The sequence below is a fragment of the Herbaspirillum sp. GW822-FHT03A08 genome, from assembly GCF_058801885.1.
Genome location: NZ_JBXANR010000003.1, coordinates 810,645 through 829,790, shown reverse-complemented (window position 1 = coordinate 829,790; position 19,146 = coordinate 810,645). Strand labels below are relative to the sequence as shown.

Below are 19,146 nucleotides of genomic sequence, written 5' to 3'. Positions count from 1 at the left end.
CCTCTTGCTTCAGACGTGCAATTTTTACAAAATAAACTACCTACTAATCGGTAGGTAAAATAGCCGCAAGTTGGCGCAACTATTCCACCCGTTACCCGTGACGAGCGATACGCGTCAAAATCGGTTTAATAATGGCGCCGAACATGCCGGCATCGCCGTAAGCGCGCGCGGAAAGCATCGCGCCGTGGACGGCCGCCATGAATATTTCAGCCTCCATCTCAGCCGACTCAGTCAATAGAAGCCGGCCTTGTTTTTCACCGCGTGCGAAAACCGCAGACAGCCAGGCCGAAAGCGCCCGAAAATGCGCTCTTACTTCAAGCGCAATCTCTTCGGGAAGAATCGGCATTTCGCTCGCCAGCAAGGCGCAGACGCAGAATGAAGAGGATGCGTCTGCAATGCAAGCTTCCCAATACTTGGCATAAGCACGAAGCTGCTCCAGGGGATCGGAAACATGCTGTTCCAGATTCGCGACGCCTGCCTGCATCTCCTCGCGATACCGTGCCACCAGCGTGCGCACCAGAATCGCCTTGCTGGGGAAATGATGATGAATGCTGGCATTGCGGATCCCGATGACCTTCGCTATGTCGGCATAGCTGAAACCGTTATAGCCACCGGCGATGATCAGTGATTGTGCGCACCGCAAGATGCTGTCGGATGTATTGGATGTATCGACCATGGGCGAAGCCTACCTTTTAGTAGGTAGCCAGTCAAGCAGTAATTTATTCACACACTTTCCCGACCGGCAACACTTGCGGTTTCAACTGCTGTCTGGCAAGGCTCCTGATGCTCCTGACACTACCGTGCGAAGTGCTGCGTTACCCACTGCTCACATGCAGCCCACAGCAGCGGCGCACCTTTTTTGATAACGGGACCGTAGCGGGAAAAGACCTGCTCCACTGAAACACCGTTCTCAGTCCAGGTGCCGCCATCGGTATGTATATTGATGATGAGAGGCTGAAAGCGATCCAGCGCCTTGGCGAATTTCGCATCCTCGGTTTCTCCGCATTCAAACTCCTGCCACAACGCCAGAAGTTCATTGCCCTGAGGTTGCGGCAACAAGCCAAAAAGCCGCACCGCAGCCCTTGCTTCCTGTTCCGCCTGCAACTCTTTGGAAGATCCGCCATGAATCGGAAAATCGCCGACGTCGATCTCGACGATGTCATGCAGCAAGAGCATCTGTATCACGCGATTTGCATTCACGTATCCGCTGGCATACTCGCTCAGCAGCAAGGCGTACATGGCCAGATGCCAGGAATGCTCAGCGGAGTTTTCTTTCCGGCTTTTGTCGAGCAGCGGCGATTGCCGCACAACGCTCTTGAGCCGATCGATTTCTCTTAGAAAATTCAGCTGCTTTTCCAATTTCGCTAATTCCATTTCCATTGCTTTCGCACCTCCCTATCAGTTCATGGCTGAATGCCTACGAACAGTCCGCCACGGCACTCTCTTGACCGGCGACTACTTTCCCGGCTCTGGTTGCCAGCCAGCACAAGATCGAACCGGCGCATACCAGCGACGCTCCCACCCAAAAAGATTTGGGCAGTGGCGCATGTAATACGATGGCCGACAGCGCCGATGAGAAGACCGGAATAAAGTAAGACACTCCCGCCAGCACGGTCACATTGCCATGCAGGATCCCGACGTTCCATGCGGCATAGCCGAAGCCCATCGCTGCCGCTGCCAGGAGCAGGTAGACAATTGCCGGCAGGCTGAAAGACATCGGTCCGTGATCGCCGGAGAAAAATTTCACCCACAGCGTCAATGCGACGAGGATGAAGAACAGCGTCACGCCGTTCTTTCCCTTCGCGATGCGGGCCGTTACGGTGCAATAGGCAGCCCAGATGACGGCGCCCAGAAAAGCCAGCCCGTAGCTGAGCGGATTGTCTTGTACGTTGACGAGCATGCCTGCCACGTCCAGCCCCTGGTCGCCGCCCAGTACCCAGCAGATCCCTACAATCGAGAGAATGAATCCGGGAACGACCATCCATCCTGCTCTCTGCTTGTTGAATGCAATGGCCGAGATGAGCGTGAAAGCCGGCCACAGATAGTTGACCATGCTGGCTTCAATTGCTTGCCTGCCGGTGTTGGCGTAACCGATGGACAGCGACAGGCAGAGTTCATAAGACACAAACAGGAGACTTCCCCACAACAGATATTTTCTGGGAAACGAAGCGAGCTTCGGGAAGCCGACCGAGAACAGCAGAAACACCGACGCAACGCTATAAATCATTGCAGCACCTCCGGTCGCGCCGAGATGTTCGCTGACCCCGCGAATCAGTCCGACAATCGAACTCCAGAGGACTACTGCAGTAAGTCCGATAAGCGTGGCCTTCTTGCTATTCATTTATATCGTGTTCAAGTAATGGTTGCAGGTTCCGGATACGCTCGGCTCTTTTCTCATGAGACTGCCTTTGGGCAGAAAGGGCGACAGACGAAAATCTGATTTTTCAAGAGAGGATATGTGCGGGTCGCAAGCCGCAACCTGAGTGCGGCAGTCAACCCGGCAGACGCGACTTCATTGCCGATGTCCGGAGCGCCGCCATCTTATCATTTTCAGGCGGGAATCCCGGCCAAAGAAAAAGCCCGCGCGAGCGGGCTTTCTCCCTACCTGGACCTGTCGCCCCTCTTTATCTGGCTGATTCGCGCAAGGCCTTCATCTTCAACGGCGAATCCGTCATCACCACATCCACGCCCAATTGCTGAGCGCTGCGATAAGCCGCCGCCGAGTCGACGCCGAACACCATCACCCTGGTGCCGGGATTACTCTTGAAGCATTTCATCGCCGCCGGCGTCCACCAGTGCGCCACAACTTCAGAGACGCCCTCACCCAGCGTAAACTTCTCCACTACGCTGACTTTGCGCTCCAGCTCGATGCCCGACCACGTACCGGCCGCCGGCGGCACATCGCACGCACCTCCATTGAGCGCAATGCGCGCCAGGCGATCACGCGTGGCATCGCGCGATTCGAACACCTGCGCCTTCGGCTGCTTCGCCATCAGTGCAATTACATCGGCATCAGTGGAATAAAAGCGCACGCGCTGCCATGCGTTTTCTTCCGCGATGACTTTGGCGACAGCATTGACCAGCACTTCTGCAGGCAGTTGCTTCATGTCGATCATGATCGGCACCGATACCGGCACGGCACGCAGCGCGTCGCGCAGCGTCGGCACTTGCACCGGCTGCTGGCGATAGGGATAACTCTTGTTGCCGGCCGCATCCGTCGCGCCGTACATGTAGCCGGCATTGAGCTCGGTCAGCTGCGCTGCCGTCAGGGTGTTGACCAGTCCCTTGCCATCAGTCAGCGCCGACACATCCGCCGGACGATACAGCACCGGCACGCCGTCGCTGGACACCTGCACCGTCATCCACAAGATATCCGCACCATGCCTGAGCGAATTCTGCAATGTCGGGATGGTATTCTCGGGACCGTCGCCGGTGCCGCCGCGGTGAGCCGCAATCAGCGGGTCGGCGCTGACCGCCAGCGACACGCTCAAGAGCGCAGTGCAGACGGCCAGTTTCAATTTGTTCTTATACAGGTTCATCTGTTTCTCCTTGCAGGCGAACAAGCCGGTCAGAACTTGTGACGGATACCGGCCGTCAACACGTTCTGCGTATTGCTGCCACCCGGCGCGACGTACAAGCCCGGGTTGAACATGTCCGACGAACGGATGTTGGCGTAGAACAGATACACATCGGTGCGTTTGGACAGGAAATAATCCACGCCCAGCGATACCTGCGACGCCTTGCCGTCTTTGGTGCCGACGAACTTGGAGCGTGTACCGACGAAGTTGGCCAGCAGTTGCGTTGTCGGCGTGACGTTGTAGTTGACACCGAAGTCGATGAGGTCGACCTTGCTGTTGTTGACGCCGCCAAAGGTGAAGGCCGCGCCCGCGGCGCCGGTGAATCCGGTCATTGCCGTACCGGCCGCGACGGCCAGCGGTTGCTTGACCTGCGAGTACGAACCGTACATGCGCACGTCGCCCAGCTTATAGGAACCGCCGATCAGGAAAGTCTTCAGCGAAGTACTGGCAATGCTGCCGGTGGTGGCGCCCGGTGCAATGCCGGAATCGCTGGAACCGGTGAAGATATTGTTGCCCGTCAGCTTGTTCTGGAAGTAGGCAGCGCCAAACGACAGCGGACCGTTGTTGTAGCTGCCGCCTACGCCGAAAGACTGGCCTGCGCCGGTCGACCCGGCCTGTTCGCCGAAACCGTACAACGCGCTCAAGGTAACGCCGCCCATCACAGGCGAGTTGTAGCGCACCGAGTTGTTGATGCGCGAGCCTTGCGTGCGGTCCAGATTCAACGCATGGATATTGTTGACCAGGCTGCCGAAATCGAGCGCGCCGTTGTACGGCGCCAGATCATCGATGTAATCTTTCTGGCGGCCGAGATAAATGGTGCCGCCCTTGCCCGACAGACCGATGATGGCGGTACGGCCGAAGAACAGGCCGCCCTGCGCCAGCTGGCCGGTATCGGCGTTGAAGCCGTTCTCCAGCGTGAACAGCGCCTTCAATCCATCGCCCAGATCTTCCACGCCCTTGAATCCGATGCGCGAACCTTGCGCGACAGCGGTGTCCATGCTCAGACGCGAACCGGTACCGGTCGGATTGCCCGGCGTGACGTTGGCGACCTTGTCGGTATAGGTCAGGCTGGGATTGATGATCCCGTAGATGGTGACGCCCGATGAGGCGACGTTGGTTTGCGCATACGCGCCTCCGAAGACGGACATGCCGGCGGCGGAGAGCGAAATGGCGAGAGCATATTTTTTCATGAATGGTTTTCAGGAAAGTTGAAAAGGGAATTGCGAGCAGTGGTGAAACGCTGCGAACTATGCCCTCGATATATGACATCGCCATGACGTTATGACGATATGAAAGCAATTCAATGTTCATATGAAAACAAATAACGTCACGATCCCGTAACAATCACCCGATAACATTCATCACGTTTTCAAATGAACGAGTGAATGGATAAGTGAACATGTCTGCAAATCCAGGGACCGCGGCCAAGTCCATCGTCAAGCCGGCCTCATTGCGTCACAACGAAATCATTGCGCTGTTCCGCCAGCACGGCTTCATGACCATGGAGGCGCTGGCGGAGCATTTCGCCGTCACTACGCAAACCATACGCCGCGACATCAACGCCCTGTGCGACGCCGACATCCTGCGCCGGAGGCATGGCGGCGCCGAGCTGATTCTGTCTGCGCGCAACCAGCCTTACGACATGCGCCGCATCAACAATCTCGAACAAAAAGCCGAGATCGGCGCTGCGGTCGCCAAGCTGATTCCTAACTCTTGCAGCGTGCTGATCGGCATCGGCACCACACCAGAACAAGTTGCGCTGGCATTGGCCAAGCACGACCATCTCACCGTCATCACCAACAATTTACGCGCGGCGCTGGCGCTGTCGACCAACCAGAACAACCAGGTCATCGTACCGGGCGGCACCTTGCGTTTTCCCAATCCGGAAATCCTCGGCAACGATGCCGACAAACTGTTCCGCAATTTCCGCGCGGACTTCGGCATCTACGGTGTCGGCGGCGTCGACACCGACGGCACGCTGCTGGATTTCGATCGCATGGAATCCAGCTCGCGCCAGGCGCTGCGCGAAAGCTGCCGTACCCAGATTCTGGTCACCGACAACTCCAAGTTCGGCCGTCAGGCGCCGGTGCGCGGCGGCCATCTTTCCGATCCCGACATCCTCGTCACCGACAGTCCCCTGAATCCGACGCTGGCCGCCATGCTGGCAGGCAACACGCGAGTCGTCGTCACTTCGCAAGCCGGTCGCGACGCAGAGGAAGAACTGGAATCCGCCCTGGCAGCCACCGCCGCAGGAAAATGAATATGCAAAACGACATCGCTATCCGCCTCTCCGGCATCAGCAAGTCCTGGGGTACGCACCAGGTCATCAAATCGCTCGATCTTGAATTCGAACGCGGCCAGCTGGTCGCCCTGCTCGGCCCTTCCGGCTGCGGCAAATCGACTCTGCTGCGCCTGCTGGCCGGACTGGAAACGCCCGACAGCGGCCACGTGGAAATCGACGGCAAGGACGTCACGACAGCCACGCCGTCGGCGCGCGGACTGTCGATGGTGTTTCAGTCGTATGCGCTGTTCCCGCATCTGAGCGTGGCCGAAAACATCTGCTTCGGCATGCAGGTGCGAGGCGTGCATGCGGCAGAACGCCGCCAGCGTTTGCAAGAAGCATTGGAGCTGACCAATCTGCAGGGACTGGAACAACGCAAGCCAGCGCAACTGTCCGGCGGCCAGCGTCAACGCGTGGCGCTGGCGCGTGCAGTCGTGGCCGGTCATTCGATCTGCCTGATGGACGAGCCGCTCTCCAATCTCGACGCCAAGCTGCGCCACTCGGTGCGCCACGAAATCCGCGCCCTGCAACAGCGCCTGAACATGACAGTCGTCTACGTCACCCACGACCAGACCGAAGCCATGGGTATGGCCGACAAGATCGTCTTGATGAATGCCGGCAGCATCGTGCAAAGCGGCACACCCGCCGAGCTGTATGAAACGCCATCGAGCGCTTTCTCCGCCGCCTTCATCGGCAGCCCGCCGATGATGCTGATGGATGCCGAAAAGCTGCCGGCCGCACTGCGCGCCAGCATCATGCCGGTCAGTGAGGCGGACGAGAAACAGCTGGTCGGCGTGCGTCCCGAACATTTCCGCATTGTGGCCCCCTCATCTACCGAACTGTTCGGGACGGTCACCGGCGTCGAATTCCAGGGTGCGGAATCCTACATCTATCTCGACCTGCCGGGCGGCGACGCCATCATCGTGCGCAGTCCCGAAAAAAGCCTGCTGAAACTCGGCGACCGCGTCGGTCTCGGCTGGGATCCGGTAGACGCGCATGTCTTCGCCGCCGGCGATGGCCGCCGCTTATCTCCAGCGCCAGCGCCGATATCCGTGACGGCAGACACGTCCAACGTCCACCGCCTGCCCATACTGGCAGCCGTGCAGTAAGCAGCATTTCACAGAATTTATCCCGTGCTTTTCAACATGAACCTCCCCCACAAAGGAAACGCAATGCTGAGCAAACTCATCAGAAAAACAACCTTGGCGGCACTCTTCGCAAGCGCCCTGACAGCATCCTCGCTGGCAAGCGCAGCCACCGACCTGACCATGTACTACCCGATCGCTGTCGGCGGTCCGCTGACCGATGTGATCGATGGCATGATCAACGACTTCCAGAAAGCCAACCCGGACATCAAGGTCAAGGCGGTCTACTCCGGCAACTACGACGAGACCCGCGTGCGCGCATTGTCGGCCATCAAGGGCGGCCAGCCTGCGCAGCTGTCGGTGCTGGGCGCGCTCGACACCTATGACCTGATCGACCAGAACCTGATCGAGCCCTTCGACAAGGTCGCCACCAGCGCCGAAGACAAGGCCTGGCTGCAAAGCTTCTATCCTGGCCTGATGGCCAACGGCACCATCGGCGGCCACGTCTGGGGCATCCCGTTCCAGCGTTCGACCATCGTGATGTTCTACAACAAGGACATGTTCCGCGCCGCCGGCCTGAATCCGGATGTGCCGCCAAAAACCTGGAAGGAAATGCTGGCCGCCGCCACCAAGCTCACCAGCAAGGACAAGTTCGGCCTGATGGTGCCGTCGACCGGCTATCCATACTGGATGTTCCAGGCGTTCGCGATCCAGAACGGCGTGTCGCTGATGAACAAGGAAGGCACCCAGGTCTATTTCAACACGCCGGCTGCCGTCGAAGCGCTGGAATTCTGGCGTTCGCTGGCGGCCACGCACAAGGTCAGCCCGGCCGGCGCGATTGAATGGGGCACGCTGCGCCAGGCATTCGTACAAGGCCAGACTGCCATGATGTGGCACACCACCGGCAACCTGACTGCAGTGAAGAAGGAAGCCAAGTTCGACTTCGGCGTCGCCATGCTGCCTGCCAACAAGCAACCCGGTTCGCCGGTCGGCGGCGGCAACTTCTACCTGTTCAAGGGTTCAACCCCTGCGCAGCAAGCCGCTTCGGTCACCTTCGTACGTTGGATGACGGCGCCGGAACGCGCAGCGCAATGGTCCATCGCCACCGGCTATGTCGGCACCAGCCCTGCTTCGTACAACACGCCCGCCCTGCGCGATTACGCCAAGACTTTCCCGCAGGCACTGGTGGCTCGCGATCAGCTGGCGGTAGCGATTCCGGAGTTCTCGACCGAGCAGACCGCCCGTGTGCGTGAAGCACTGTCGAACGCCGTACAAGCTGCATTGACCGGCACCAAGACGCCGAAACAAGCGCTGGATGAAGCGCAAGCGACTGCCGAACGTCTGTTGAAGCCTTATCGTTAATCGCGGGAACGCTGCACACCGTGTATCCACAGTGTATCGCCGTATATCGCCGTCGTCCTGACGAAAGTCAGGACCCAGTGTCGTATCGACAGTCGTCAAGACACTGGGTCCCAGCATGCGCTGGGACGACAGCGAAAAACTCAACAGCATCACCGTAATTTCATCGGCATCACCAACCCGACTCAGTCCGATCACTGCATAAAATCCTGATGAACCAAGCAACAAATCTGACGCCTGCCAATCCCGCCGAACGCCGCCTGCACAACCTGTTCGGCTGGGGACTGCTGACGCCATCGCTGATTCTGCTGACGCTGTTCGCCTTCTTTCCGATGCTGGCGACCTTGTGGGCCAGCTTCTTCTCACGCGGCACAGCGCGCCGGCCTAGCGTATTCAACGGCATCGACAACTACCGCGACCTGCTGGCCGATCCGGCCTTCTGGCAAGTCGTCGGCAACAACCTGCTATATGCAGGTGTGACCGTCCCGGTGTCGATTGCGCTGGCGCTGGGCATGGCGCTGTGGGCCAATGCCCGCATCGGCGGCCGCGGCCTGGTGCGCACCGCCTTCTTCACGCCGACCATGCTGCCGATGATTGCGGCAGCCAACCTGTGGTTGTTCTTCTATACGCCGGGACTCGGCCTGCTCGACCACATCACGGCGCTGTTCGGCGTCGGTCCGACCAACTGGCTCGGCCAACCGGGCACCGCCCTGTGGTCGGTGATGGCGGTGACGATCTGGAAAGAGTCCGGCTTCTTCATGATTTTCTATCTCGCCGCACTGCAGGCGATCCCGCCCGACCTGCGCGAAGCCGCCCGCATCGAAGGCGCGGGACGCTGGGCTTATACCCGCCGCGTGGTATTGCCGCTGCTGATGCCGACCACGCTGTTCGTGACGATCAATGCGCTGATCAACTCGGTACGCCTGATCGATCACCTGTTCATCCTGACCAAGGGTGGTCCCGACAACGCATCCAAACTGATCCTGTACTGGATCTGGGAAATGGCCTTCGCCTATCTCGATCAGTCCGGCGCCGCCGTGATGACCGTGATGGTGCTCGCTGCACTGGGCCTGATCGCCGCGCTGCAATTCCTGTTCTTTGACCGCCGCATCCATTACCGCTAAACACTGTCGATGAATACCGCCACCATCAACGCATCTGCCCCCTCTGCCGTCACTGTCGCAGCCGCACCGTCTGCTCCGGGCGAACGCTTCTGGACTATCGTCGACACCGCCGGCGCCTGGGCGCTGGCGCTGCTGTGGATCGCCCCGCTGCTGTTCGCACTGTGGGCCGCCTTCCATACCTCCCATGCAGCGCTGGCGTTCGACTGGCGCGCACCGCTGATCGTGCAGAATTTCCGCGACGCGTGGCAGGCGGCGCCGTGGCTGCGCTATTTCTTCAATACCTTTGTGCTGGTCAGCCTGATCCTGACCGGTCAGTTCACGCTATGCACGCTGGCCGGATTTGCGTTCGCGCGCTTCCAGTTCGCCGGCAAGAACCTGCTGTTCGTGCTGGTGCTGTTGCAACTGTTCGTGTTGCCGGAAATCCTGATTGTCGAGAACTACGCCATGGTGACGCGCCTGGGCATGTTCGATACGCCGCTGGGGATGGCCGTGCCTTACATGGCCAGCGCTTTCGGCATCTTCTTGCTGCGCCAGGCTTTCATGCAGATTCCGCGCGAGCTGGAAGAAGCGGCGCGCATTGAAGGTTGCGGCTGGTTCGGCGTGCTGTGGCGCGTGTATGTTCCCGCCGCCAAACCGGTCTATCTGGCTTACGCGCTAGTGTCGGTGGCAACGCACTGGAACAACTTCCTGTGGCCGCTGATTGTGACCAACTCGCCGATGACGCGCCCGCTGACGGTCGGCCTGTCGCTGTTCGGCGCCCCTGAAAGCGGCGTCAACATCTCCATCATCAGCGCTGCCACGCTGGTGGCGATTGCCCCGTTGATGATCGGCTTCCTGGTGTTCCAGCGTCAGTTCATTCAAGCCTTCCTGCGCGCCGGCATCCGATAAATCTCTTTATTCAACACCAACAACACATCCTGATGAAAGTCATACAAATTACCGACATCCACCTGGTGCCGGATGGGAATCTCTTGTTCGGCGAAGATTCGGTAGCGCGTTTTCGCACCTGCATCGATCACGTCAATGCCCATCATGCCGACGCTGATCTGTGCGTCATCACCGGCGACCTTACCCACGATGGCGATGAAGCCTCTTACCGCATCCTGGCGGATTGCCTGAAACAATTAAAACTGCCGGTGCGGCTGCTACTCGGCAATCACGATGAGCGCCCGGTGTTCCGCAGCATTTTTCCCGACATGCCGGTGGACGGCAACGGCTTCATCCAGGGCGTGCACGACACGGACGCCGCGCGCCTGGTTTTTCTCGATACCAAAGAAGTCGGTACGCACGAAGGCCGTCTATGTGCCGACCGCCTGGCATGGCTGGATCGCACACTGGCCGAAGCCGGCGAGCGCCAGGTTTATCTGTTCTCGCACCATCCGCCTTTTGAACTCGACCTGCCGTCGATGGACTGGATCCGCCTGCGCGAAGAAGCCGACCTGCGCGCACTGGTCAAGAAACACGGCAACGTGCGCTACATGTTTTCCGGCCACGTGCATCGTCCGTCAGGCGGTACCTGGTACGGCACGCCCTTTGCCACCGTGCCTGGCACCAACCATCAGCATGCACTCGACTTCGCCCTGACCGGCCCGGCGACGACTTCGATGGAGCCACCCGCTTATGCCGTGTTGAGTCTGCGCGATGCCGGCGTGGTGGTGCATTACCATGCCTTCATGGACCGGTCGGAGCAGTTTCCGTATTACGGCTGAGGCTTGTTTTCCAACAAGCGCACCGAATATCTTCACCGTCATCCCAGCATCTTTAAGGCCGTCGATACGACGCCGGCTCCTGACTTTCGTCAGGACGACAAGGAAGTGAAAACGGGAAGTATTTTCAATACGGCTGAAAAAAAACGGGGAGGCACACTGTGCACTCCCCGTTTTTTCATTCGATATTCTGAAACAGAAACGTCTGCTTAACTTCCCTTACGCGTCTTGAACACCGGCACAAACAAATCCGACCACACAGCCGGCTTGGTCTTGATGGTGCCGGCCTTGTCCATGAACACCACGTATTGCATGATGTCTTCCGGCGTGGTCGTGAATTGCGTGTCCGGATCGGCCAGCATCTTCTCGACTTCATCCTGCGTCAGCTTCATCTTCGACACGCGGAGGAAAGTCTCGGCCGCGCCCTTGCGGTTCTTGGCGATATAGGCGTTGGCTTCTTCCTGGGCTTCCATGAAAGCTTGCGTCAGCTTCGGATTCTTGTCGGTGAACTGCTTGAGTGCGAACACGACGTCGATCGTGATATGGCCCAGCACGTCGGAAGAATTCAGCACGCGCTTGATCTTCGGATCCTTGACTTCCTGATACGAGAATGGCGGTGAAGTGAAGTGCGCGGTAATCTCCGTCTTGCCGGACAACAGCGAGCCCAGCGCTTCCGGATGGCTCAGGCTGACGGTCAGCGGGTCGAGCTTGGCGTAGTTGTCGATGCCGAAAGTCTTGGCGGCAGCCATTTGCAGCAACACGGCTGACAGCGACGTCTTGATACCAGGAATCGCAATCTTGTCCTTGGCGGTGAAATCTTTCAGGGATTTGACGTTCGGGTTATTGGTGTTGAGCCACAACGGCGAGGTGCTCAGTGCGCCAAGGCCGATGACTTCCGAACGTGGTATGCCGTGCGCCTTCGACCACAAGGTGATGAAGCCCGGCGCGCCGGTGCCGGCGATGTCGAGGTTACCAGACAGCATGGCGTCGTTGATCACATTGCCGCCGTCCAGCAGCACCCAGTTGGTCTTGACGTCGCCCAGGCCGAGCGCCTTGGCGTGTTTTTCGATCAGGCCCTGGTCGCGGATCACCATCAGCGGCAGATACAGCAGGCCGTAGCCGTGCGACAGGCGCACTACCGGCGCTTCGGCGCGTGCCGGAACACTCGCGGCCAGCATGGACAGGCCGAGCGTTGCAGCCATCATCAGTGTTGAGAAATTTCTGCGTTTCATTTGGTCTCCTTTAAAAGGTTCTAATTTATTTAGCCGAACCTGTTTGTGATCCGTAGCGAGAAGCCATCAGCCGGTGGCGGCCGGAGCGGAGCTCAGTTGTGTAATCCTTGGAGTGTACTTTAGTACATGAGGATTCCGAGCACCGCCCAAGGATTGCCGACGTGAGGATCATGGCTTCGCAGTAGGATCACGGACAGGTTTAGTGTTGCATGCCCCAGCGGCGGATCGTGCGTTTTTCGATTTGCGCGAAAATCATGTTCTCGACAAACAAGCCGATCATGATCACAAAGAACAGGCCCGAGAATACATTTGCGGTTTCGAGCTGGTTGCGGTTTTCAAAGATGTACCAGCCAAGGCCGCCGGTGCCGGAGGACACGCCAAACACCAGCTCGGCCGCGATCAGCGTACGCCAGGCAAAAGCCCAGCCGATTTTGAGACCGGTCAGGATACTGGGGAAAGCTGCCGGAATCAGCACCAGTCGCACCAGAGAAAAACGCTTCAGGCCGTAGTTTTGTCCGACCATGCGCAAGGTATTCGAGACCGAGCGGAAACCGGCATGCGTATTCAGGGCGACCGCCCACAAAACCGAGTGCACCAGCACGAAAATGATGCTGCCGGTGCCGAGACCGAACCAGATCAGCGCCAGCGGCAGCAAAGCAATCGCCGGCAGCGGGTTGAACATGGAGGTCAGGGTTTCGAGGAAATCGTTGCCGATGCGCGAGCTGATTGCCAGCGTGGTCAGCAGACCTGCCAGCAGGATGCCGAGGCCATAGCCGATCAGCAGGGTCTCCAGCGACACGGCCGCGCGTTGCAGCAGCACGCCGCTGCTGATGCCGCTCATGAAGGCGTGCAGCGTTTCGCTGAAGCTGGGAAACAGCAGCGAGTTGTCGAGCCAGCGGCCATAGACTTCCCAGAGCAGCGCCAATACCAGCAGGATCGCGGTCTTGCGGATCCAGCTGATGCGGTAGATCGATTCAAAGGCCGACAGCGGACGCTGGACTTCGGCGACGGCGTTGCGGTTCGGCTCGACGATGATTTCCGGACGCACGAAGAGTGTGTTGTTTTTGCTCATGGCATGTCTCTTTACTTATCGTTATTAAGGCGCGTTATTAATGCGCGAACAGCATGTCGTTGATGCGCTGTTCCAGTTGGGCCTGGCTGGCGGTACCCATTTCTTCCGGCGGGATGCTGTTGAGCTCCGCCCTGACCTGGCCCGGATGCGGCGACAGCAGCAGGATACGGGTGCCGATGCGGATCGCTTCTTCGATCGAGTGAGTGACGAACAGCACCGTGAAATTGGTGTCATCCCACAGGCGCAGCAGCTCGTCCTGCATCTTGCGGCGCGTCAGCGCATCCAGTGCGGCGAACGGTTCATCCATCAGGAGTACGTCCGGCTCCATGGCCATGCCGCGCGCAATCGACACGCGCTGCTTCATGCCGCCCGACAAGGTGTGCGGATAGCTGTCGATGAATTTGGCAAGGCCGACTTTTTCAATGTAATAAGCGGCGCGGTCCGAGGCTTCCTTGCCTTGCAGGCGGCCGCTGGCGTGCAGCGCGAACTCGACGTTCTGGCGCACGGTCTTCCATGGCAGCAACTGGTCGAACTCCTGAAACACCATCATGCGGTCCGGTCCCGGCTGGCTGACTTCCCTGCCTTTGAGACGGATCTTGCCGCCGGTCGGCTGCAAATAGCCGCCGATGGCCTTGAGCAGCGTCGATTTGCCGCAGCCTGAAGGCCCGAGCAAAATGTAGCGATCTGAAGGATGCACGTTGAAGCTGACTTGCTGCGTTGCAGTAACGAGCGAATCAGAAGTCTTGTATTGCAGGGTGACGTTGTCGATTTCCAGCAGAGGCACGGAAGGATCCACAGACGTGGAGGAAGACTGCGGCGTTGCCGCAAGATCGTTTTTCACAAAATCTCCTTTAGGTACTTTTTAAGAACTCATTTCATCAGTATCCGCGAGTGCGAACGATCCTGTTTGGGAGGTAGTGCAAGGCGCGTAGCACCGCTACGCGACGCGTCGCACGCCTTGCCAGCGCCTCTTTGGACAAGAACGCATCTCACGGATACTGATGAAATGAGTTCTGTAGTTCTGTGAAGGATGCTAATCTCGGAAGCTGTAATGAAACTGACATACCGTTGAACACGGTTTCCGATATCTTGCGAATATGTCAGCATCCCGGACTCAAGACACACCATCACGGAATCATCATGCGCATCCTTCTGGTCGAAGACACGGCCGACGTCGCCGAAGCGATCATCGCCCACCTTTCGCGCATCGGCCATACGGTGGACTGGCAAAGCAAAGGCAATGAAGCCGCCAAGCTGGTGACCGATCCCTACGACCTGCTGATCCTCGATGTCATGCTGCCGCAGCAGGATGGCTTCTCGCTGCTCACGCGCGTGCGTGAAAAAGGCCTGACCACGCCGGTGCTGATGCTGACCGCTTGCGCCGAAATCGAAGAGCGCGTACGCGCACTCGACCTCGGCGCCGACGATTACCTGATCAAACCCTTCGACTTCCGTGAGCTGGATGCCCGCATCCGTGTGCTGCTGCGCCGCAACGGCGGCGAAGCGACCAACCTGCTAAGCTGCGCCAACCTCACCATCGACCGCAAGAGCCGCACCGCCGCGCTCGACGGCATGCCGCTGGAACTCACGCGGCGCGAAGTGACGCTGCTGGAAATCATCGCGGCGCGCCCCGGACGCATCTTCGGCAAGGACGAGCTGATCGACCGCCTGTTCAGCGTCGACGACACGCCCAACGCCAATACTGTCGAACAATACATCGGCCGCCTGCGCAAGAAGCTGGCCGGCGCCGGTTTCGAAATCCGCACCCTGCGCGGTCTCGGCTACCAGCTGGTGCTGCTGCCGGCCGGTATGCCATCGCCGTCATCGGCGCCAGCGCACTGAGGCCGGCATGATCGTCGCCGGACGTTCGCTCTACACGCGCCTGGTCATGCGCGTCGGCCTGGTGCTGTCGATCAGTTCCATCGCCCTGCTGATCGCCATCTGGATCTCTACCCAGCTGGCGGCCAATGAAGCCTATGACCGCATCCTCACCGGCAGCGCGCTGCAGATTGCGGAAAACACCTGGTATCAGAACGGCGCCGTGAACGTCGACGTGCCGCTGGCGGCTTTCTCCATGCTGACGGCGGGCGACCAGGTGTTCTATGTGGTCGTCGATCCGGACGGCCGCACGATTGCCGGCGATCCAGATTTCAAACCCGAGATCCCGTGGAAAAAACTGACGGACGGTCCACTATTGCAAGACGGCGCTTATCTCGACACGCCGGTGCGTATGGCCATCGTCGGCCGCCGCATGCCGGTCACCAGTGAGCACCCGTGGGCCGTCATCGTGCTGGCGCAGACCAACAATGCCCGCCTGTCCTTTGCCAAAAGCGTCGGCACGCGCGCCCTGCTGGTGATTCTGGCGATGGGCGTGCTGACGCTGGTGGCGGCGATGTTCACGCTGTATCAGGCCTTGTCGCCGCTGAAGAAGATCGAGGCCGCCATCCGCGAACGAGACCTCAACGACCTGTCGCCGCTGTCGATCACGGTGCCTGTGGAAACCCATGCGCTGGTGAGTTCGATCAACGCCTTCATGCAACGGCTGGCGGTGCACCGCGCGACCATGCGGCGCGTCATCGGCGACGCCGCGCATCAGTTGCGCACACCCGTGACGGCGCTGATCTCACAGATGGAACTGCTCTCTGCCCAGCATGATGAGGCCGGCCGCCGCCATCATCTCGACCGCCTGCGCGACCGCACCCGCCACCTCGGCGCGCTGGTCAATCAACTGATCAATCACGCCATGGTGCAGCATCGCAGCGACACTGCCGCCTTCGAGAAAATCGACCTCGGCGAACTGGTGCGCCAGGAAATGGCCGACATGCTGTCGCATCAGGAACGCCAGCTCGATCTCGCCATGGAAGCGCCCGAGCAGCCCTGCCTGATCATGGGAGACGCCATCAGCCTGCGCGAAGCGATCAAAAACGTACTCGGCAACGCGCTGCAATACGGCGCCGTAAGCTTCCTGCACGTGCAACTGGAACAAGTGGAAAACCTGTTCGAGCTGCGCGTCATCGACGACGGCCCCGGCATCCCGGAAAACGATTGGGAACGCATCCGCAAACCCTTCGCCCCACGCAGCGGCGAACGCGTCGGCGCCAGTCTGGGTCTGTCGATTGTGGAAGAAGTCATGCGCACGCACGGCGGCCTGCTGCGGTTTGGCTACAGCGGCGCGGGGAGTTTTATGGTGGTGCTGAGTTTTCCGGCGGAAGCACTGCCTGCGGCATGACGGCACCGGGTCCCGGCTTTCGCCGGGACCGCAGCGCTTGTTACCTGTTGACTAGGTTTTATAGAAGCGCTTGGCGCGTTCCGCAGCCCTGTCGATCGCCTGCTGAACAGTCTTCGACCCGCTCGCCGCTTCCGCCACCATATCGACCAGCACATAATCCGCCAGACATGCCGCCGAAGCCTGCCCCAGCGGACCTGCATGACCGTGATCCAGCATCAGCGAAGCAGCATCGCGGTACGGCGTAGCCTTGGGGTCGGCAGTCCATACCGGATTCTTTTCATAGGCCTTGAGCGGCTGGCTGACGTAGCCGATCGCAGCCTTCATCCAGGGATTGAACTGGTCCGGCTCCATCATGAATTGCATGAAGGCCTTGGCTGCGTTGGGATACTTGGTGTGCTTGAACGCCATCATCTGCGTCAGCTGCATCAGTTCGGTCGGCTTGCCCGATACACCGATCGGATAGTGCGCGTGCTGGGTGTCCTTGGCCAGCTCCTGCAGTTTGGGGTCAGTTGAATTCTTGGCGGCGTAATAGATGGAGATGCCGTTGTTGGTCAGACTGATCTGGCCGTCGAGATAAGCTTTGTTGTTAGATGGGTCCTGCCAGGACAGCGTGCCCGGAGCCATGGTGGGATAAATCTGCTTGCCGTATTCCAAGGCCGCGCGGGTCTCCGGCGAATTGATGACGACATTGCCATGCTCGTCCACCAGCTTGCCGCCATGCGCCCACAGCAGCCAGTGCGCGTAATTGTTGGCGTCGCCGACCGCCTTGCCGTGGGCGAAACCGAGCGGCGTGTTCTTGGCCTTGAGCGCCTGCGCCATCTTGAGGAAGCCGGGCAGATCCTTCGGTACCGTCTCAAAACCGGCAGCCTTGAGCTGGCTGTCGCGATACACCAGGCAGATGCCGATCACGCCCAGCGGGATGGCGATCCACTTGCCGTTGCTCTTGCCGTATTTCTGAAAGACGTCATACCAGCCGCCGTAACGCGTGCCCAGCGAATTGGCCAGGTCGGTGACGTCGAGCAGCTTGGTCGGATACTGATGCGGGTCGTCGAACCAGCCCAGCACGATGTCGGGGCCGCTGCCGACATTGGCCGCCACCGCCGCCTTGGGGCGCACATCTTCAAAACCTTCGCTGTCGGTACGCACGGGGACGCCGGTCAGCTCGGTGAATTTCTTGACGTTCTCGTTCCACAAGTCCTCATCGCCCTGGACGAAGCGCTTCCAGCGCAAGACGCGCAGGGTCGCGCCTTTTTCTATCGGGTAATCGATGCCGCCAGGCGCCGTCGGGACGGCGAATGCACTGCCTCCCATGGTCGAGGCGGCTGCGGCGGATGCCGCGCTGGCGATCAGAAATTCGCGTCTGCTTAACTTCGTCATGTCTCCTGCTCCTTCGGTTAGAACGGATGGGCCCGCGTTGGCGCGGTTATATGGTTTGACGTATCAGGACGGCGGTGAGGATGGTTTTGAGTGGCGGTCTCCCTGGATGAATTAATGAGTAAGTTAAAAATTAACGATGCAACAATCAAAGAGACAACAACAAACGCCAGCCATGGAAATGGCCGGCGTTCTGTCTCTCCATGCGAATGCGGCGATGGAGCAAAACTAGTCGAACATATCGGGGCTGGTCTGCACCAGCTGCTCGTAAATCGGCTGAAAATGCAGCCAGCCGATGAAGGAGTTACCAACGTTCTCGCGGCTGTAGCGCGCGCGGTCCGGCGGCACCATGATTGGTTTGATGCCGGTGGCTTCCACCATGAGCTGGACCTGGCAGCAGCGTTCCAGCGCGATGAACCAGAAGGCGGCGTCTTCAATGCTGTGACGGCTGGCGGTAAACAGCCCGTGGCTCTGATGGATCGCCGCCTTGTTCTTGCCAAAAGCGGCGGCGACCGACTTGCCGGCCTCAGTCTTGACCGCAACGGCGCCGGCCTCGGCGGTGATCACCACATGGTCTTCAAAGAATACGGCAGCATCCTGAGTGATCGGATCCAGCGGCCTTCCCAGCGCCGACCAGGCGGTTCCGTAGACGGTATGGGCGTGGCACATGGCGACGATGTCCTGATGCATCTCATGCACTGCCGCATGCAGCACAAACCCGGCGCGATTGAGCGCATACGAACCCTGCACCACTTCCCCGGCGTGATTGGCAAGGATGAGATTGGAAAGCTTGACCTGCGAAAAATGCACGGCCATCGGATTGGTCCAGTACAGATCCGGGAATTCCGGGTCGCGCACCGTCAGGTGGCCGGCAAAGCCGTAATCCAGACCGTGCAGGGCAAAGGCGCGGCAAGCTGCGACCAGGCGCTCCTTGCGATGCTGGCGCTCTTCAGCGTGCGTGGCGAACACCGGAACCTGAGGAAATTTCAGGCCTTGCTGTTCCGGCTGGTAGACCGACACGCGCTGGTCGGCGGGATTGAGGGCGCTGAAACTGGATTTGGCTGAAGTTGCGGTGGCTGCACGTTCGGCGACATCGATCATCATGG

At 59.5% G+C, this 19,146-nt stretch carries 18 protein-coding genes; 8 read left to right on the top strand and 10 right to left on the bottom strand.

Going from position 1 to position 19,146, the window contains the following annotated elements:
- Positions 1 to 91 precede the first annotated feature (91 nt).
- The 5 genes from AC1RN6_RS12970 to AC1RN6_RS12950 form a co-directional block, all read right to left on the bottom strand.
- Positions 92 to 676, bottom strand: coding sequence for a TetR/AcrR family transcriptional regulator (locus AC1RN6_RS12970; protein ID WP_493005817.1), 585 nt, complete (start codon positions 674 to 676; stop codon positions 92 to 94).
- Between the two features lie 119 nt (positions 677 to 795).
- Positions 796 to 1,374: an HD domain-containing protein gene (locus AC1RN6_RS12965; protein ID WP_493005815.1), complete on the bottom strand. Its 579-nt coding sequence runs from the start codon at positions 1,372 to 1,374 to the stop codon at positions 796 to 798.
- 43 nt (positions 1,375 to 1,417) lie between these two features.
- Positions 1,418 to 2,341, bottom strand: coding sequence for an aromatic amino acid DMT transporter YddG (gene yddG / locus AC1RN6_RS12960; RefSeq protein WP_493005814.1), 924 nt, complete (start codon positions 2,339 to 2,341; stop codon positions 1,418 to 1,420).
- Positions 2,342 to 2,624: 283 nt separating this feature from the next.
- On the bottom strand, positions 2,625 to 3,539 hold the full coding sequence (locus AC1RN6_RS12955) for a glycerophosphodiester phosphodiesterase family protein (RefSeq protein ID WP_493005812.1): 915 nt from the start codon (positions 3,537 to 3,539) through the stop codon (positions 2,625 to 2,627).
- Positions 3,540 to 3,568: 29 nt separating this feature from the next.
- On the bottom strand, positions 3,569 to 4,768 hold the full coding sequence (locus tag AC1RN6_RS12950; RefSeq protein ID WP_493005810.1) for a porin: 1,200 nt from the start codon (positions 4,766 to 4,768) through the stop codon (positions 3,569 to 3,571).
- A 209-nt stretch (positions 4,769 to 4,977) separates the two neighbouring features.
- Here AC1RN6_RS12950 and AC1RN6_RS12945 point away from each other — a divergent pair, with 209 nt between their 5' ends.
- The 6 genes from AC1RN6_RS12945 to AC1RN6_RS12920 all read left to right on the top strand — a co-directional run bounded on the left by AC1RN6_RS12945 (position 4,978) and on the right by AC1RN6_RS12920 (position 11,136).
- Positions 4,978 to 5,838, top strand: a complete 861-nt coding sequence (locus tag AC1RN6_RS12945; RefSeq protein WP_493005808.1) for a DeoR/GlpR family DNA-binding transcription regulator — start codon at positions 4,978 to 4,980, stop codon at positions 5,836 to 5,838.
- Positions 5,839 to 5,840: 2 nt separating this feature from the next.
- Positions 5,841 to 6,968, top strand: coding sequence for an ABC transporter ATP-binding protein (locus AC1RN6_RS12940; protein WP_493005806.1), 1,128 nt, complete (start codon positions 5,841 to 5,843; stop codon positions 6,966 to 6,968).
- 63 nt (positions 6,969 to 7,031) lie between these two features.
- Positions 7,032 to 8,306, top strand: a complete 1,275-nt coding sequence (locus AC1RN6_RS12935) for an ABC transporter substrate-binding protein (protein ID WP_493005804.1) — start codon at positions 7,032 to 7,034, stop codon at positions 8,304 to 8,306.
- Between the two features lie 209 nt (positions 8,307 to 8,515).
- Complete coding sequence (locus AC1RN6_RS12930; protein ID WP_493005803.1) at positions 8,516 to 9,427, top strand: carbohydrate ABC transporter permease; 912 nt, start codon at positions 8,516 to 8,518, stop codon at positions 9,425 to 9,427.
- A gap of 9 nt (positions 9,428 to 9,436) precedes the next feature.
- Positions 9,437 to 10,315, top strand: a complete 879-nt coding sequence (locus AC1RN6_RS12925) for a carbohydrate ABC transporter permease (RefSeq protein WP_493005801.1) — start codon at positions 9,437 to 9,439, stop codon at positions 10,313 to 10,315.
- A 32-nt stretch (positions 10,316 to 10,347) separates the two neighbouring features.
- On the top strand, positions 10,348 to 11,136 hold the full coding sequence (locus tag AC1RN6_RS12920) for a phosphodiesterase (protein ID WP_493005799.1): 789 nt from the start codon (positions 10,348 to 10,350) through the stop codon (positions 11,134 to 11,136).
- A gap of 206 nt (positions 11,137 to 11,342) precedes the next feature.
- Here AC1RN6_RS12920 and AC1RN6_RS12915 read toward each other — a convergent pair whose 3' ends face one another.
- The 3 genes from AC1RN6_RS12915 to AC1RN6_RS12905 form a co-directional block, all read right to left on the bottom strand.
- Positions 11,343 to 12,365 (bottom strand): ABC transporter substrate-binding protein, encoded by a 1,023-nt coding sequence (locus AC1RN6_RS12915; protein WP_493005798.1) that lies wholly within the window; start codon positions 12,363 to 12,365, stop codon positions 11,343 to 11,345.
- A 199-nt stretch (positions 12,366 to 12,564) separates the two neighbouring features.
- Positions 12,565 to 13,437, bottom strand: a complete 873-nt coding sequence (locus AC1RN6_RS12910; RefSeq protein ID WP_493005796.1) for an ABC transporter permease — start codon at positions 13,435 to 13,437, stop codon at positions 12,565 to 12,567.
- 37 nt (positions 13,438 to 13,474) lie between these two features.
- Positions 13,475 to 14,278, bottom strand: coding sequence for an ABC transporter ATP-binding protein (locus tag AC1RN6_RS12905; RefSeq protein ID WP_493005795.1), 804 nt, complete (start codon positions 14,276 to 14,278; stop codon positions 13,475 to 13,477).
- Between the two features lie 299 nt (positions 14,279 to 14,577).
- Between AC1RN6_RS12905 and AC1RN6_RS12900 the strand changes: the two genes are divergently transcribed.
- Complete coding sequence (locus AC1RN6_RS12900; protein WP_493005794.1) at positions 14,578 to 15,279, top strand: response regulator transcription factor; 702 nt, start codon at positions 14,578 to 14,580, stop codon at positions 15,277 to 15,279.
- Between the two features lie 7 nt (positions 15,280 to 15,286).
- Positions 15,287 to 16,666 carry a sensor histidine kinase gene (locus AC1RN6_RS12895; protein ID WP_493005793.1) on the top strand — a complete coding sequence of 460 codons (1,380 nt, stop codon included), beginning with the start codon at positions 15,287 to 15,289 and terminating at the stop codon, positions 16,664 to 16,666.
- Positions 16,667 to 16,717: 51 nt separating this feature from the next.
- Here the strand turns inward: AC1RN6_RS12895 and AC1RN6_RS12890 are convergent, their stop codons facing one another.
- Positions 16,718 to 18,043 (bottom strand): ABC transporter substrate-binding protein, encoded by a 1,326-nt coding sequence (locus AC1RN6_RS12890; RefSeq protein ID WP_493005791.1) that lies wholly within the window; start codon positions 18,041 to 18,043, stop codon positions 16,718 to 16,720.
- Positions 18,044 to 18,268: 225 nt separating this feature from the next.
- Positions 18,269 to 19,141 carry a class II aldolase/adducin family protein gene (locus tag AC1RN6_RS12885; RefSeq protein WP_493005901.1) on the bottom strand — a complete coding sequence of 291 codons (873 nt, stop codon included), beginning with the start codon at positions 19,139 to 19,141 and terminating at the stop codon, positions 18,269 to 18,271.
- Positions 19,142 to 19,146: the final 5 nt, after the last annotated feature.

Bases quoted from the DNA above. Each gene is read 5' to 3' on its own strand.
- AC1RN6_RS12910 (WP_493005796.1), bottom strand. From the start codon at position 13,437: ATGAGCAAAAACAACACACTCTTCGTGCGTCCGGAAATCATCGTCGAG.
- AC1RN6_RS12895 (WP_493005793.1), top strand. From the start codon at position 15,287: ATGATCGTCGCCGGACGTTCGCTCTACACGCGCCTGGTCATGCGCGTC.
- AC1RN6_RS12935 (WP_493005804.1), top strand. From the start codon at position 7,032: ATGCTGAGCAAACTCATCAGAAAAACAACCTTGGCGGCACTCTTCGCA.
- yddG (WP_493005814.1), bottom strand. From the start codon at position 2,341: ATGAATAGCAAGAAGGCCACGCTTATCGGACTTACTGCAGTAGTCCTC.
- AC1RN6_RS12945 (WP_493005808.1), top strand. From the start codon at position 4,978: ATGTCTGCAAATCCAGGGACCGCGGCCAAGTCCATCGTCAAGCCGGCC.
- AC1RN6_RS12955 (WP_493005812.1), bottom strand. From the start codon at position 3,539: ATGAACCTGTATAAGAACAAATTGAAACTGGCCGTCTGCACTGCGCTC.
- AC1RN6_RS12920 (WP_493005799.1), top strand. From the start codon at position 10,348: ATGAAAGTCATACAAATTACCGACATCCACCTGGTGCCGGATGGGAAT.
- AC1RN6_RS12915 (WP_493005798.1), bottom strand. From the start codon at position 12,365: ATGAAACGCAGAAATTTCTCAACACTGATGATGGCTGCAACGCTCGGC.
- AC1RN6_RS12970 (WP_493005817.1), bottom strand. From the start codon at position 676: ATGGTCGATACATCCAATACATCCGACAGCATCTTGCGGTGCGCACAA.
- AC1RN6_RS12950 (WP_493005810.1), bottom strand. From the start codon at position 4,768: ATGAAAAAATATGCTCTCGCCATTTCGCTCTCCGCCGCCGGCATGTCC.
- AC1RN6_RS12930 (WP_493005803.1), top strand. From the start codon at position 8,516: ATGAACCAAGCAACAAATCTGACGCCTGCCAATCCCGCCGAACGCCGC.
- AC1RN6_RS12965 (WP_493005815.1), bottom strand. From the start codon at position 1,374: ATGGAATTAGCGAAATTGGAAAAGCAGCTGAATTTTCTAAGAGAAATC.
- AC1RN6_RS12890 (WP_493005791.1), bottom strand. From the start codon at position 18,043: ATGACGAAGTTAAGCAGACGCGAATTTCTGATCGCCAGCGCGGCATCC.
- AC1RN6_RS12940 (WP_493005806.1), top strand. From the start codon at position 5,841: ATGCAAAACGACATCGCTATCCGCCTCTCCGGCATCAGCAAGTCCTGG.
- AC1RN6_RS12885 (WP_493005901.1), bottom strand. From the start codon at position 19,141: ATGATCGATGTCGCCGAACGTGCAGCCACCGCAACTTCAGCCAAATCC.
- AC1RN6_RS12900 (WP_493005794.1), top strand. From the start codon at position 14,578: ATGCGCATCCTTCTGGTCGAAGACACGGCCGACGTCGCCGAAGCGATC.
- AC1RN6_RS12925 (WP_493005801.1), top strand. From the start codon at position 9,437: ATGAATACCGCCACCATCAACGCATCTGCCCCCTCTGCCGTCACTGTC.